The following is a 14356-nucleotide window of genomic DNA, read 5'->3' as shown; positions in this document are numbered from 1 at the left end:
TTGGTGTTACCTTGCCCCCTGAATTCAACTTTATGAAGCATATAGTACTAATGGCGGGGCTGCTGGCAGCGTCGGGGGGCATTCTGGCCCAAAATCCAGCGTCCCCCGTTGCGGGTCGGCCGGTGGCCGCGCCGGTCACCGGGCACGTGGTGGATCAGGCTACCGGCGAGGCCGTGCCGGCCGCTACCGTGCTTTTTCCCGACCTGCGCCAGGTCACGGCGACGGGCGCGGATGGTACGTTTCGCTTCACCAATCTGCCCAGGGGGCGTTTTTTGATGCAGGTGCGCAGCCTGGGCTACACCACCGTGGCCCGCACCGTGGACACGGGCAGCGGCCAGCCTCTGGAGGTGGCGCTCAGCCCGGCGGCCACCGAAATCGGGCAGGTGGTGGTCACGGGCGTGTCGGCCAGCACCGAGATGCGCCGCTCCCCCATCCCGACCACCGTCGTGGACCGGGCCCAGCTTAACCAGACCGCTTCTACCAACGTCATTGACGCCATTGCCCACACCCCCGGCCTGGCCCAGATCACGACCGGCGTGGGCATCAGCAAGCCCCTTATCCGGGGGTTGGGGGCCAATCGGGTGATAACGCTGAACAACGGCACCCGCCAGGAAGGCCAGCAGTGGGGCGACGAGCACGGCATCGAAATTGACGAGGCGGCCATCGACCGGGCCGAGATTATCAAAGGCCCCGGCAGTCTGCTCTACGGCTCCGACGGCCTGGCTGGCGTGGTCAACTTTCTGGCCCCCGACCCGGTGGAGGAAGGCAAAATCATCGGCTCCGTAGCCACTAACTATCAGACCAACAACGGACTACTGGGCTATTCCGCGATGAATGCCGGCAATTTGAACGGCCTGAACTGGCTGGCCCGCAATAGCGGCAAATTAGCCGGCAACTACCAAAACCCCTACGACGGCCGCGTCTTCAACTCCGGCTTCCGCGAGCTGAACGGCAACGGCTACGTGGGCCTGAACAAAAGCTGGGGCTACTCCCACCTCACACTCAGCACCTTCAATCAGCGGGTGGGCCTGGTGGAAGGCGACCGGGACACCGTCACGGGGCAGTTTCTGAAGCCGGTGGTCAGGGGCAATTCCGGGGAGATAACCGGCGAGCCGCAGAGCGCCGACGACCTGCGCACCTACGCGCTGCAAGTGCCCCGCCAACAGATCAATCACCTGCGCATCGGCACCGAAAACAACTTCATTTTCAATCAAAGTCGCCTCACCCTGAACGTAAGCTGGCAGCAGAACCTGCGCCGCGAGTTCGGCAACCCCGCCGACTTCAATGAGGAGTCGCTGTTTTTTCAGCTCCGCACCCTGGACTACACCCTGCGCTACTTTTTGCCCGAAATGCAGGGCTGGAACACCACCCTCGGCACCAGCGGAATGCAGCAGCGCAACGTAAACAAGGGGGTCGAGTTCCTGATTCCGGCCTACCGCCTGCTCGACGGGGGCGTGTTCGCCGTTACCAAAAAGACCTTCGGCCCGCTCGACCTCAGCGGCGGCCTGCGCTACGATCTGCGCCGTATCCAGGCCGATAATCTGTATCTGGATGCCCAGGAGCGGCCCGTGCCGGCCCCGCGGGGCGAGGAGAAGTTTCCGGGCTTCGTGAGTACCTTCCGCAATGTGTCGGGCAGCGTCGGGGGGGCTTTTTCGGCCAGCGAAAAGCTCGTGCTCAAGGCCAACGCGGCGCGGGGCTTCCGGGCACCCAACATTGCCGAGCTGGGCTCCAACGGCATTCACGAAGGCACGATTCGCTACGAAATCGGCGACCCGCGCCTGAAGGCCGAAACCAGCTTTCAGCTTGATGCGGGGGCCAGCTACGAAACCCAGCACGTCAGCCTGCGGGCCGATGCCTTTCGCAACCGCATCCAGAACTACATCTTCCCGCGCCGCCTAGCCGCCGCCGCCGGCCCCGACTCGCTTTCGGCCGCGGGCGACCCGGTTTTCGTGTACGGTCAGGGCGACGCCCGCCTGCTGGGGGGCGAAATCAGCGTGGATATTCACCCCCACCCGCTCGACTGGCTGCACTTCGAGAACAGCTTCTCGATGGTGCGCGCCACCGAGCTCAACCAGCCCGACAGCCTGCGCTTCCTGCCCTTTATCCCCGCCGACCGCCTGCAATCGGAGGTGCGCGTGAACTTCCGCAAAGCGGGCACTCATCTGGCCAACCTCTACGCCCGCGCCGGCCTGGAGCACACCTTCGCCCAAGGCCGCTTTTTCTCGGCTTTTAGCACCGAGACCCGCACGCCCGGCTACACGCTGATAAACGCCGGCCTCGGGGCCGACGTAGTGAACCAGCGGGCCAAAACGCTGTTTTCGATCTACTTAACCGGCACCAATCTCTTCGACGTGGGCTACCAGAGCCATCTGAGCCGCCTGAAATACGCGGCCTTCAACCCCGCCAACGGCCGCAATGGCGTCTTTAACATGGGCCGCAATGTGAGCGTAAAGCTGCTGGTGCCGCTAGCGTTTAAGTAGCTCCAGCACGTCACGCTGAATAAACAATCAACCCATGGCCCACAACCACAGCCACGACCACCAGCATGGCCCCGCCGACGGCAATTACGGCCGGGCCTTTGCCCTGGGCATCGCGCTGAATCTGGCCTTCGTGGCAATAGAGGCGGCGGGCGGGCTGTGGGCCAACTCTTCGGCCCTGCTCTCCGACGCGGGCCACAACCTGAGCGATGTGCTTAGTCTAGCCCTGGCCTGGGGTGCCACCCGCCTGGCTCGGCAGCCTGCCTCCGAGCGCTACACCTATGGCCTGAAAAGCGCGACCATTCAAGCGGCGCTGCTCAATGCGGCTTTACTGTACGCCGCGCTGGGCATTATTCTCTGGGATGCCATCGACCACCTGCTCCATCCCACACCCGTCGATGGGCGCATTGTGATGCTGCTGGCCGGCATTGGCATTCTGATCAATGGCTTCACGGCCTGGCTGTTTCGCAGCGGGCAGCAGGGCGACGTAAACGTGCGCGGCGCTTACCTGCATATGCTCACTGACGCGCTGGTGTCGGCGGGCGTAGTGGTGGGCGGCGGCCTGGTGCTCTGGACGGGCTGGCTGCGGCTCGATGCGCTGATTAGCTTCGGGATTCTGGGTCTGATTGCCTACAGCTCCTGGGGCCTACTGCGCGAAACCGTGCAGCTCAGCCTGCAAGCCGTGCCACCCGGCATCGATATAGCCGCTGTGCGTCAGTTTTTGCTCGCCCGCCCCGGCGTCACGCAAGTCCACGACCTGCATGTGTGGCCCCTGAGCACCCGCGACACTGCCCTCACCGCCCACCTCGTGCGCCCCGGTGGGGCCGACAACGCCTTTTTGCAGGCCTTGCAGGCGGCTTTACAAGCGGAGTTCAGTATCAGCCACTGCACCGTGCAGGTAGAAGACACGGTGCCCGTAGCCGGGGGCCACGGCGGCTGCGAGGAGTAGCGCTAGGCCGCGGCTCGCAATCTTTTACAAAAATGCCCCCCAGCTAATCGCTCAACGATACGCGAACTGAAAGTTCGCGCTACATTCACCGGTAGTAAGCCCGCACCCAGCATCCCCTTCTATATGAGTCAGCCCGCCGCGCCCAATCCTGTTTTATCCTCCAGCAATAAAAACGCCTCCGTATTCAGCGCCGTGGTAATTGTGGCGGCCCTGGGCTACTTCGTGGATATTTATGACCTGATTCTGTTCAGCATCGTGCGCGTGCAAAGCCTGAATGCGCTGGGCGTAACCGACAAAGCTGCCGTCACCAGCCAGGGCCTCTACCTGATTAATATGCAGATGGGCGGGATGCTGCTGGGGGGCATTTTGTGGGGAATTCTGGGCGACAAGCGCGGGCGGATTTCGGTGTTGTTCGGCTCAATTCTGTTGTACTCGCTGGCCAACATCGCCAATGGCTTCGTGCAGACCATTGATCAGTATGCCTGGCTGCGGCTCATTGCGGGCGTCGGTTTGGCCGGTGAACTCGGCGCTGGTATCACGCTGGTAGCCGAAAGCCTGCCCAAGGAAAAACGCGGCTACGGCACCATGATCGTGGCCACGGTGGGCGTGTCCGGGGCTATGCTGGCGTACTGGGTGGGCGAGCGATTTGGTTGGCGCAACGCTTATTTTATCGGAGGCGGACTCGGGCTGGCTTTGCTGTTGCTGCGCGTAAGCGTCTACGAATCAGGCATGTTTGAGCAGGCCAAGCGCAGTGAAGCCGTGCGCGGCAGGTTCCTGGACTTATTCACCAACGGCCCGCGCCTGGCTAAATACATCAAGTGCCTGCTTATTGGCGTGCCATTGTGGTTTGTGGTAGGCATTCTGATAACACTGGCCCCGGAATTTGGTCGGGAGTTGGGCGTGCAGGGCGAAGTAACGGCGGGTCTGGCAGTGTTCTGGTGCTATTTCGGGCTCGTTTTTGGCGATTTTGCCAGCGGCGCCCTCAGCCAGATTTGGCGTAGCCGCAACCGCGCGCTTCAGGTATTCCTGGTTTTCTGCGGCCTGATGGTCGGCGTCTACCTGTTCGGCCTGCGCGGGGCCAGCACGACTACGTTTTACACCGTGTGCTTCGTGTTGGGCTTATCAGTGGGTTTTTGGGCCCTTTTCGTGACAGTGGCGGCCGAGCAGTTTGGCACCAATCTGCGCGCCACGGTAGCTACTACAGCTCCCAATTTCGCCCGCGGCTCCGTGATAATCCTTGCCCCCTCATTTCAATTATTGACTGGCCCATTGGGCCTTATCGGAAGTGCGACTGTGCTGGGGGTGGTATCATTGCTGATTGCCTTTTGGAGCGTAAGCACCCTACCCGAGAGCTACGGTAAAGACCTTGATTATCTGGAAGTTTCCTAAAATAGCAAGAACATTAAGCTTCAATGGCACGTTTCAGGCTAAACGATACTAAGCCTAATTTTTATGAAAAAGATACTTGGCGTGATGGCCCTCATAGGCGTTGCGCTGCTGAGCCAGCCGGCCCAGGCCCAAACCCCCGTTGATTCCACTCAGCTGCGGATTCAGCAACAGCAGGAAGCGCTAAAAAATAACGAGCAGGCGCTGAAGGAACAGCGCAAGGAGCGCGATAAGACTGCCAGTGCCATTGATGACCAGCGCGACGGCATGCGCAAGCAGAAAAAGGAGATGAACCGGCAGGAGAACGAGATGGATGCTGCCCGACGGGAACAGAAAAAGCAGATAGATAGCCAGGAACTGGATCTAAAAGCGACCAAGCAACGCGAAAAAGCCCGGCAGGCAGAGCTCAAGGCTGAAAAGCTTCGTCTGAGAGCGGAGCGCAAACGCTCATAGTCAGTTGAATCCTGATGCTAGGCCGTCGCATCACATAGACAGTTTAAATGCAGCAATTCTAAAACTCCAGCCCACTGGCTGGAGTTTTTTATGCTTATACTATCCCTCTTTGCTCTTGCTCAATGCCCCATCTACCAACCAAAAACACGGCTCGCTATTACCCGCTGCACCATCTAGTACTGCTGCCAGCTGCTCTACTCATGGCCTTTTACACCGGTCGGCGCTACGCGGCGGCGGCCGGCGACGACTCAGACCTTTCGCGCATCTGGTTTTCCATCATGGCCCTCGCGGTTATTGGCTTGGGAGTACTGGTCATGCTGCGTCAGCATTATGCCCTTACCTTGCAGGACCGCCTGATTCGGCTGGAGGTGCGGCAGCGCTACTTTGAAATCACGGGCCAGAGCCTGCGGCCGCTGGAAGACCAGCTTTCGCTGAAGCAAATCTTGTCGCTGCGTTTTGCCGGTGATGCCGAACTAGCGAGCTTGGTGCAAGCTACTGTCAGCGAAAATTTGCCCCCCAAAACCATTCAGGCTCGTATCCAAGAGTTTTACTTCGACCCTATGCGGGTGTGAGGACAGCTTGCACCAATCAAATGGCTGCCTGACCATTTAATAATCAAACGTTTACATCATGATTCTTTACAACGTAACAAGCAGCATCGAGCCAGAAATAGCGGACGAATGGCTGGTTTTTATGCGCGAAACCCATATGCCGGAGGTGATGGCCACTGGTTTTTTCATCCGCAGTCAGCTCTGTCGGCTGCTCGATGAGGAAGAAGGCGGTATCACATACGCAGCTCAATACTACTGTACCAGCCTGGAACAGTTGGAAGAATACCAGCGCGTATGCGCGCCCGGCCTGCGCACCGACCTCGAAATCCGCTTTCCTGGTCAGTACGTCTCCTTTCGTACGGTACTGGAGGTGGTGGAATAAGTTGCTCGCAGTGGAAACACTACAAAAAGAGCCGTTCCTGGTCAGGAACGGCTCTTTTTGTAGTGTTAGAGATAACTATACTTTCTAACTAGCTATGGGGGGCATTTGCTACGGCGGCTTCCGCGGCAGGCGCGCAGGCATAAGTTTGCAGCTGCTCGGCGCTGAGGTTGCCGTTGTACCATTCCGGATCGAGGTTGGCCCCAATCTTCTTGTAGAAGCCGATGGCGGGCTCATTCCACTCCAGCACCTGCCATTTCATGCGGTGCGCGCCGGTGGCCCGTGCCTCGGCCACTACCGCGTCGAAGAGCAGCTTGCCGAGGCCCGTACCGCGGACTGCTTCCGTCACGACTAGGTCTTCAAGAAACAGCATCCGGCCTTTCCAGGTAGAGTAGGCGGTGTAATATAAAGCCAGCCCCACGATATGTTGGGGGGCTTTTTCGGCCACGAAAAACTTGAAAATGGGGTCGGGGCCGAAGCCGTCACGTTCCATGTCGGCCAAGGTGTTAGTCACTTCGTGGGGGGCGCGCTCGTACACGGCCAGTTCCTGAATAAGAGACAGCACTTGGGGCAAATCGGCGCGGGTGCCGCGGCGGATGTTCATGGGCAATGAGTAATTAACAGTGAGCAATTAATAATGAGCAACGCAGGCGAGTTAAAACAAAGATGAGCAACGGCTTTCGACCATTGCTCATCTTTCATTCTTAATTACTCATTGAGCCTACATCTGAGGCTGCATATTCTTGATATCCTCCGTGGCGTTGACGGCGTTTATTTCGCGGGGCACGTTGGGGTCGGGCTTGCCGCCGGTGGTGTCGGCAGCGGCGGGGATGGGCGGCAGGGGCTTTACAACCACATTCTCATCCATGTTTTTATAATCCGGATTCTTGCATGAGGTCACGGATAGGGTCAGGGAAGCCCCGGCCAACAGACCGAGCACAAGCGTTTTCTTCATAAACAGCCGAATAAGGCGGGCAATTGGGTTTCGGGCCGCAAGATACAAAGCGACCCGCGAAAGGTTAGTACGGAAAAAAGCCCCCAGTGGCTATTTCTTCTCACATTGCTGGTAAGCTGAACCGCTGGGGGGCTTTTTCGCGCTTATTTTCCGTAGGGATTCAGGCCCATGCTGTAGTAGGTGAAGGCCCACACATCGGCCCATTCCTGAATTTGCAGCTTAGTGCTCTTGCCCGCGCCGTGGCCCGCATTCACGTCTACGCGGATAAGCTGCGGGTTGGCACCACCAGCTTTTTCTTGCAACGCGGCGGCAAACTTAAATGAGTGAGCCGGTACCACCCGGTCGTCGTGGTCGGCAGTGGTAATCATGGTGGCCGGATAGTCGGCGCCTTGCTTCAACGTGTGCAGCGGCGAGAAGCTGTAGAGGTTCTGAAACTGCGCGTAATTGTCGGAAGTGCCGTACTCGGGAGCCCAGTTCCAGCCGATGGTAAACTTCTGGTAGCGCAGCATATCCATCACGCCTACGGCCGGCAAGGCCACGCGCGCCACATCGGGCCGCTGAATCATGGTGGCACCCACCAGCAAGCCGCCATTCGAGCCGCCCGCGATAGCCAGGTGCTTGGGCGACGTGTAGCTCTGTACCGACAAATACTCGGCGGCAGCAATAAAGTCGTCGAATACGTTTTGCTTGTTCGGCGTCATGCCGGCTTTGTGCCAGGCCTCGCCATACTCGCCGCCGCCCCGCAGGTTGGCCACGGCCAGCACGCCACCATTCTCCAGCCATAGCATGCGCGCTACGCTAAAGGAAGGCGTCAGGGAAATGTCGAAGCCGCCGTAAGCATAAAGGTAAGTGGGATTCTTGCCGTCCAGCTTCAGCCCTTTTTTGTGCACGATAAACATCGGAATCTTCGTGCCGTCTTTGCTGCTATAGAAGACCTGCGTCGTGAGGTAATCATCGGGCATTACCTCCACTTTCGGGGCCTGAAAAACCGTGCTTTGCTTGGTGGCGAGGTCGTATTTGTAAATAGTGGTCGGGTATGTAAAGGAGGTGAACGCGTAGTACACTTCCTTCGCGTCGCGGCGCCCGCCAAAGCCCGCCGCCGTACCGATGGCCGGCAGCTCCACGTCATTCTGAAACTCACCAGATTCGCTGTACACTTTCACCTGGCTGCTGGCATCCTTCAGGTAAGTAGCAATCAGGCGGCCACCTGCCTGCTCCACGTTATCAAGCTTATAGGTGGTTTCAGGCAATACCGTTTTCCAGTTGGCTTGCTGCGGCTTTTTGGGGTCGATGAGCACTAGCCGGTAAAGAGGTGCCTGATAATTGGTGAGCACCAATAATTTGCCCCCCACGCTGCCCACTACCGAGTTATTGTGCTCGTAGCTGCTGATAAGGGTAGTGAATTTGTCGGCCTGCTTCGCGTCGGTGAGGTCGCGCACGGCCAGGCGGTTGCCGTCGGCCACGCCGTCGGTCAGGCTCAGCACCAGAAACCGCTCGTCCTCGGTGGTGCCCGCGAAGCGGAAACCCAGCGGCATTTTTTTGTTTTCGTACACTAGCTTATCTGCCTGCTGGGGCGTGCCCAGCTGGTGATAGTATACCTGGTGAAACTCGTTTTTGCCGGCCAGCTGGTTTTCGCCGGCTTTGGGCGCGGCGTAGCGGCTATAGTAAAACCCATCCTTTGCCCACGCCACTCCCGATACTTTCACCCACTCCAGCTCATCTTTGAGTGGCTCCCGCGTTTTCAGGTCTAACACTCTCACCTTCAGCCAGTCGGAGCCACCGCCCGAGGTGGCGTAGGCCATGTAGCGGTGGTCGTTGGAGAAATAAGTACCGCTGAGAGCGGTAGTGCCGTCGGTGGAGAACTTATTGGGGTCGAGCAACACTTCCGGCTCGCTCTGGGGGGCATTTTTCTGCACGTACAGCACCGCCTGGTTCTGCAAACCATCATTTTTGGAGAAATACAGCTGCCCATCTTCCACCTGCGGCACACCGTAGCGCTCGTAGTTCCAGATGGCGGTCAGGCGCTCCCGAATCTGGTCACGAAACGGTATCTTTTCTAAGTAGCCAAAAGTAAGCTTGTTCTGGGCCGCCACCCACGCCTTTGTTTCGGGCGAGTCGAGGTCTTCGAGCCAGCGGTAAGGGTCGGCTACGGGCGTGCCATGGTAATCATCTACCTGATTGGATTTGCGGGTTTCGGGATACTTCACAGAGGAGCTGGCTGGGGTAACGGCTGCCATATGAGGGTTAGCCGAATAAGTTGACGCTGATTTAGCAGTTGGTCCCGCTGAGCGGCAAGCTGCCAGTGCCAGCAAAGCCAGCAGCGGGTATTTGGTGATGTGCATGAGGTGTGAGCTGGGTCGGAATAGAGGCCGAAGATAACCGACGAACTATATGTTATAGCATATTGCGGCATGATTTGTTGTAATATATAAAGCTACCGAGCTTATCCTTAGTGCTAATAACCAGTCGAGAAGGAATTTTAAATACCAATCGTAACTGCGAGAATTCTTTCTACATGAAGCCTTCTCCCTAACTGAACAAGGCTTACGAAGGAACCATATAGGGGCTGCCAAGCGATTATTTATCTATTAAGAATTTTTCTAAATAACAAATTTATTGTTCCTTTGGGACTCTTTAGAAAGATTCTTAATAAATACCTGATGTCCCTTCTTCGTACTTTAAGCTTGGTTGCTAGTCTCGCGGGATCTGTTATAACTGCCCAAGCCCAGCAAACTTCCGCCATTCGGGGTCGCGTCACTACTTCCGATGGTAGCCCGGCCGAGGCCGTAACGGTAGGCTTAAAAGACCGTGGTCAGGGCACTATCACCAACAGTCAGGGCGAGTATGTGCTGGACCGCATGCGGACCGGTACCTATACCTTAGTAGTGTCGGCGCTTGGCCTGAAACCAGCGGAGAAGATGGTAACGGTGACCGACGGCCAAAGTGCTACGCTGGACTTTGTGCTGACTGAGAATGCCCAACAGCTCCAGGAGGTAGTGGTAAGCGGGGCCAGGGTAAACAAGTTTGCCCGCAAGCAGTCGGACTACGCGGCCAAAATGCCCCTGCAAAACCTGGAAAACCCGCAGGTGTACAATACTGTGGGCAAGGAGCTACTGACCGAGCAGCTGGTGTTTACCGTGGACGAGGCCCTGCGCAACGCGCCCGGCGTGCAGCGTATGTGGGAGGCCACCGGCCGGGCCGGCGACGGCGGCAGCTACTACAACACCCGCGGCTACATCGTACAGAGCCAGCTGCGCAACGGCCTGGCCGGCAACGTGAGCGGCAACGTAGACGCGGTGAATCTGGAGAAAGTCGAGATTATTAAAGGCCCGTCGGCCACGCTCTACGGCAGCGCCCTCACCTCCTATGGTGGCCTGATCAACCGCGTCACGAAGAAGCCCTATGAGACCTTCGGGGGCGAAGTAGCGGCGGCGGCCGGCAGCTACGGCTTCCACCGCCTCAGTGCCGACGTGAATACGCCACTAAACACCGCCAAAACCCTGGCTTTTCGCCTAAACACGGCCTATCAGTACGAGGATAACTTCCAGGGTCAGGGCTTTAACCGTAACCTGACTATTGCCCCCAGCTTATCATTCCGACCCACCGAGCGCCTCACAATCAACCTCGATGCCGAGCTGTACCGGGGCCGCAACGTGGGCAAGCAGATCATCTTTTTCTACTTCCCGGCACCCCAGCTGGGAGCTTCGCGGGCCGATGAGCTGAGCCTGGACTATAAGAACTCCTATAGGGGCAACGGGCTGGAGCAAACCTCGCGCAGCACCAATTTCTTCGGTCAGGTGAATTACCGCCTGTCGTCGGCCTTCACTTCGTCGACCAATTTCTCGGCCAGCCGCAGCTTCTCCGAAGGCTTCGGCTCTTATTTCTATCTGGTGCCCGATGCCGTGGCAACCAACAACCCCAATGCCGCGCCGGGGGGCAATTTTCTGGCTCGCGCCGACCAATCGACCCGCGACAGCTACGAGCAGGTAGTTGAGGTGCAGCAGCTTTTTAACGGCGACTTCCAGCTCGGCCGTCTTCGCAACCGCGTAGTTCTGGGCCTGGACTTTCTGCGCATTGATTCCAACCAGAATTTCTTCGGCAGCCAGCTCGATGTAGTGCCCCTGAATCAGCCGGGTTTCGACTACGGTCAGTTTAATGGCACCACGATGGCCGCTCTCTACGCCGCCGGCCCGCCCGATTTCACTTATCCCATCACCACCAAAATCAACACCTACAGCGCCTTCGCCTCCGAAGTGCTGAACCTGACTGACCACCTGAGCGTGCTGGCGGCCCTGCGCGTGGACCGCTTCGAGAATCAGGGCGGCCGGGTGGGCAGCGAGGTGCCGGTCTACAATCAAACGGCCTTATCGCCGAAGTTCGGGGTCGTGTTTCAGCCCATCAAGGATAAGGTGTCGCTGTTTGCCAACTACCAGAACAGCTTCAACAACCGCGGCTCCTACCTAGCCTACGACGTGGCCCTGCCTGATAGCACCACCCAGCGCGTGGCCGAGCTGGAGCAGGCGAACCAGTGGGAAGGCGGCGTGAAAGTAGACGCCCTGGAAGGCAAGCTCACCGCCACGCTCAGCTATTACGATATCCGGGTGCAAAACCTGCTCCGCGCCGACCCGCGCCCCGAAGCCGCTGCCCGCTTTGCCCAAACCCAGGACGGTACCCAGCGCAGCCGCGGCCTGGAGTTCGACCTGGTAGCCAACCCTTTCCAGGGCTTCAACGCCGTGGCGGGTTTTACTTACAACGACTCCCGCCTGGAGCGCGCCACCGCCCTCGACACGGGCCGCCGCCCAGCTACAGCTTCCTCGCCCTACCTGGCCAACCTGTGGCTGAGCTACCGCCTGCCCGAAACGGCCTTAAAAGGCTTCGGACTGGGTCTGGGGGGCAATTATGCCAGCGACAACAAGATCCAGAACACCACGGCCAGCGTTTTCGTGTTGCCCGCCTACACCGTCCTGAACGCCGCCGTTTTCTACGACCAGCCCAAGATCCGGATTTCGGCCAAAGTAGACAACCTGACCAACGAGCGGTACTGGATTGGCTATACTACCATGAATCCGCAGAAGCTCCGCAGCTTCGTGGGCAGCGTAGCCTATAAGTTTTAATTGTCATTCCGAGTATTCTGCGCTGCAAACAGAGACGAGGAATGACAGTCAGTCGCAATTTTGCTTATGACCACGTTCAAAAAAGCTGTCGTTAAGCTCCACCTCTGGCTCGGACTCGCGTCGGGACTCGTGGTGTTTGTCGTGAGTCTGACGGGGGCCATTTTCGTGTTTCAGGATGAGATTCGGGACGCTACGCAATCGTGGCGCAAGGTGGAAGCGGCCGCTACGGCCGCCCTGCCACCCTCGCGCCTGCAAGTAGCAGCCGAGCGCCATCATCCCGAGCTAACGGCCAGCTGGGTTATTTACATGGGCCCCGACCGCTCCACCATCGTGTACGGCACCGATAAAACGGGGGGCTCTTACGCGGTTTTTTTCGACCCCTACACCGGCCGGGAGCTGCACTACCAGAACCTGGAGCGCGACTTTTTCACTATTGTGCAGCATCTGCACATGTATTTGCTGCTGCCTACCGCCATCGGCGAGTGGGTGGTAGGCATTGGAGTTAGCATCTTCGTGGTAATGCTCGTGACGGGCATTATCCTGTGGTGGCCCAGGCGCAAGACGGATCGGCGGCGCAGCTTTACCATCAAGTGGGCCGGGCGCTGGCGGCGCGTGAATTACGACCTGCACAACGTACTGGGCTTCTACGCAGCCAGCATTGCCCTGGCACTGGCCATCACTGGTCTGATGATGAGCTACGAGTGGGTGCGCGACGCGGTGTATCTGACTACCAACGTCGGCCAGGACTTTCCCGTCGAAAAAATACCCCCCAGCGTCCCTACCCAAGTTGCTGCCCCTGCCAGCCGCCCCCTCATCGACCAGTTCTACGCCCAGGTGCGGCGTGGCTCACCCACCGCCGAAATGCTCCACCTGGCCGCGCCCGGCCCCGCCGACCAGCCCGTGTACGCCATTGCCTACCAGCGCGCCCTCTTCTACGACCACCGCGACGAATACTACTTCCATCCCGCTACCGCCCGCCTGCTCAAAGTCATTCCGCACACAAGCAAGAGCCGTGGACAGAAGCTGATAGATGCCAACTACGACATCCACACCGGCCAGATTCTGGGCCTGGGGGGCAAAATCGTGGCTTTTCTGGTTAGTTTGATTTCTGCTAGTCTGCCCGTAACCGGCACCCTGGTGTGGTGGGGCCGGCGCAACAAGCCAAAGAAGGAAAAGCGGCATTTGCAGGCGGTACAAGCCAGCCTGCTGTAGGGGCGCGTCGCACGCGCCCGTTGTTGAACGACGGATGTATGCATTCAACCTGTAAAGAATAACAACCAAACAACGATGGGCGCGTGCGACGCGCCCTTACCCGCCAATGCGCCCTACTTTCGGAATCACCTGAATCAGGAACCGCTTGTTGTTTCCCTCTTTCGCCCCCCGGTAGCGGCCGGTGCCGTAGAAGCCGCTGCCGCCAATAATCAGCTCGATGTTGCTGTCCTGGCTGAAATTCAGGCCGTTCTGCTTCCAGAAATTCAGCAGATTCAGGGCGCGACGGTAGCTGAGCTGGTAGGTAAGCTGCTCCTGGGATTGGTTGCGGGCATCGTTGCCGGCGTAGCGGGCCGCCATGCCCTCCACGATAACCAGATAGCGCACCGGCTGCTCGGTTTTGATGGTTTTGAGCACTGAGCGCAGCGTTCGGCCGGCTTGCAGCAAGGCTGGCTTGTAGGCATCCTGAATCTCATCCTGCCCGGCCTTGAACTGTACCGGCACCAGCAGCTCGTGGCGCTCCAGATTCGGGTCATAGCGGAAGTATTTGCCCTCCAGCCGCTGCAAGGAGCGCCGGATTTTGGTGATTTGCTCCAGCTCCTCGGCTTTAGCCTTCAACTCGCCATTGGCCTTTTTCAGGTCATTTTCGCGGTCTTTAAACAGCTTGAAGCTGTACACAAACAACACCAGCATCACCACAAACAAGGACGTCATCAGGTCCACGTAGCTGGGCCAGAAAAAGTCGTTGGAAGAGCGGTTTTGGGAGTCTTGCATGCGGTGGACCCCACCCCCCGGCCCCCTCCCAGCGGGGAGGGGGAGTCAGATGAAGGCGTTCGGGGCTCTTTAGATTAAAGCTAAAACTAGAGCCCCTCCCCACCGGGGA

The 14356-nt window shown here is 58.6% G+C and carries 12 protein-coding genes; 8 read left to right on the top strand and 4 right to left on the bottom strand.

The genetic code is table 11. The annotated features are described in order from the left end of the window. The first annotated feature begins 32 nt into the window (after positions 1 to 32). From B9A24_RS03770 to B9A24_RS03745, 6 genes are all read left to right on the top strand, one after another. Positions 33 to 2480: a TonB-dependent receptor gene (locus tag B9A24_RS03770; protein WP_084443841.1), complete on the top strand. Its 2448-nt coding sequence runs from the start codon at positions 33 to 35 to the stop codon at positions 2478 to 2480. A 34-nt stretch (positions 2481 to 2514) separates the two neighbouring features. Next, a complete protein-coding gene (locus B9A24_RS03765) occupies positions 2515 to 3426 on the top strand; it encodes a cation diffusion facilitator family transporter (protein WP_084443840.1) in 912 nt (303 codons plus the stop codon). A gap of 123 nt (positions 3427 to 3549) precedes the next feature. Then, the gene (locus B9A24_RS03760) at positions 3550 to 4815 is read left to right on the top strand and encodes an MFS transporter (RefSeq protein ID WP_084443839.1); all 1266 of its coding nucleotides are present in this window, start codon (positions 3550 to 3552) and stop codon (positions 4813 to 4815) included. A gap of 63 nt (positions 4816 to 4878) precedes the next feature. Next, positions 4879 to 5265, top strand: coding sequence for a hypothetical protein (locus B9A24_RS03755; RefSeq protein ID WP_084443838.1), 387 nt, complete (start codon positions 4879 to 4881; stop codon positions 5263 to 5265). 122 nt (positions 5266 to 5387) lie between these two features. After that, positions 5388 to 5837 carry a DUF6526 family protein gene (locus B9A24_RS03750; protein WP_084443837.1) on the top strand — a complete coding sequence of 150 codons (450 nt, stop codon included), beginning with the start codon at positions 5388 to 5390 and terminating at the stop codon, positions 5835 to 5837. A 58-nt stretch (positions 5838 to 5895) separates the two neighbouring features. Next, a complete protein-coding gene (locus B9A24_RS03745) occupies positions 5896 to 6198 on the top strand; it encodes a DUF4286 family protein (protein WP_084443836.1) in 303 nt (100 codons plus the stop codon). An 88-nt stretch (positions 6199 to 6286) separates the two neighbouring features. On the opposite strand, the gene B9A24_RS03740 is transcribed toward B9A24_RS03745, so the two are convergent. The 3 genes from B9A24_RS03740 to B9A24_RS03730 form a co-directional block, all read right to left on the bottom strand. Next, entirely contained in the window at positions 6287 to 6799 is a 513-nt protein-coding gene (locus tag B9A24_RS03740; RefSeq protein WP_084443835.1) for a GNAT family N-acetyltransferase, read from the bottom strand. Between the two features lie 117 nt (positions 6800 to 6916). Continuing rightward, entirely contained in the window at positions 6917 to 7150 is a 234-nt protein-coding gene (locus tag B9A24_RS03735; protein ID WP_143434744.1) for a hypothetical protein, read from the bottom strand. A 143-nt stretch (positions 7151 to 7293) separates the two neighbouring features. Beyond that, positions 7294 to 9387, bottom strand: a complete 2094-nt coding sequence (locus B9A24_RS03730) for a prolyl oligopeptidase family serine peptidase (RefSeq protein WP_234996956.1) — start codon at positions 9385 to 9387, stop codon at positions 7294 to 7296. Positions 9388 to 9810: 423 nt separating this feature from the next. Between B9A24_RS03730 and B9A24_RS03725 the strand changes: the two genes are divergently transcribed. Together B9A24_RS03725 and B9A24_RS03720 are read left to right on the top strand one after the other, a co-directional pair. Then, complete coding sequence (locus B9A24_RS03725) at positions 9811 to 12264, top strand: TonB-dependent receptor (RefSeq protein WP_084443877.1); 2454 nt, start codon at positions 9811 to 9813, stop codon at positions 12262 to 12264. Between the two features lie 66 nt (positions 12265 to 12330). Further along, on the top strand, positions 12331 to 13476 hold the full coding sequence (locus tag B9A24_RS03720; protein ID WP_084443832.1) for a PepSY-associated TM helix domain-containing protein: 1146 nt from the start codon (positions 12331 to 12333) through the stop codon (positions 13474 to 13476). A 96-nt stretch (positions 13477 to 13572) separates the two neighbouring features. Here B9A24_RS03720 and B9A24_RS03715 read toward each other — a convergent pair whose 3' ends face one another. Next, positions 13573 to 14247 (bottom strand): OmpA family protein, encoded by a 675-nt coding sequence (locus tag B9A24_RS03715; protein ID WP_084443831.1) that lies wholly within the window; start codon positions 14245 to 14247, stop codon positions 13573 to 13575. Positions 14248 to 14356: the final 109 nt, after the last annotated feature.

This window comes from Hymenobacter roseosalivarius DSM 11622 (assembly GCF_900176135.1).
In the GTDB taxonomy this organism is placed as follows: Bacteria; Bacteroidota; Bacteroidia; order Cytophagales; family Hymenobacteraceae; genus Hymenobacter; species Hymenobacter roseosalivarius.
The sequence above is the reverse complement of the archived record's forward strand: the minus strand, read 5'-3'. Positions and strand labels throughout refer to the sequence as shown.

What these genes read in the sequence shown, in the direction of transcription:
- B9A24_RS03750 (WP_084443837.1), top strand. Translation starts at nt 5,388, where the DNA reads ATGCCCCATCTACCAACCAAAAACACGGCTCGCTATTACCCGCTGCAC.
- B9A24_RS03730 (WP_234996956.1), bottom strand. Translation starts at nt 9,387, where the DNA reads ATGGCAGCCGTTACCCCAGCCAGCTCCTCTGTGAAGTATCCCGAAACC.
- B9A24_RS03760 (WP_084443839.1), top strand. Translation starts at nt 3,550, where the DNA reads ATGAGTCAGCCCGCCGCGCCCAATCCTGTTTTATCCTCCAGCAATAAA.
- B9A24_RS03745 (WP_084443836.1), top strand. Translation starts at nt 5,896, where the DNA reads ATGATTCTTTACAACGTAACAAGCAGCATCGAGCCAGAAATAGCGGAC.
- B9A24_RS03715 (WP_084443831.1), bottom strand. Translation starts at nt 14,247, where the DNA reads ATGCAAGACTCCCAAAACCGCTCTTCCAACGACTTTTTCTGGCCCAGC.
- B9A24_RS03740 (WP_084443835.1), bottom strand. Translation starts at nt 6,799, where the DNA reads ATGAACATCCGCCGCGGCACCCGCGCCGATTTGCCCCAAGTGCTGTCT.
- B9A24_RS03735 (WP_143434744.1), bottom strand. Translation starts at nt 7,150, where the DNA reads ATGAAGAAAACGCTTGTGCTCGGTCTGTTGGCCGGGGCTTCCCTGACC.
- B9A24_RS03765 (WP_084443840.1), top strand. Translation starts at nt 2,515, where the DNA reads ATGGCCCACAACCACAGCCACGACCACCAGCATGGCCCCGCCGACGGC.
- B9A24_RS03755 (WP_084443838.1), top strand. Translation starts at nt 4,879, where the DNA reads ATGAAAAAGATACTTGGCGTGATGGCCCTCATAGGCGTTGCGCTGCTG.
- B9A24_RS03725 (WP_084443877.1), top strand. Translation starts at nt 9,811, where the DNA reads ATGTCCCTTCTTCGTACTTTAAGCTTGGTTGCTAGTCTCGCGGGATCT.
- B9A24_RS03770 (WP_084443841.1), top strand. Translation starts at nt 33, where the DNA reads ATGAAGCATATAGTACTAATGGCGGGGCTGCTGGCAGCGTCGGGGGGC.
- B9A24_RS03720 (WP_084443832.1), top strand. Translation starts at nt 12,331, where the DNA reads ATGACCACGTTCAAAAAAGCTGTCGTTAAGCTCCACCTCTGGCTCGGA.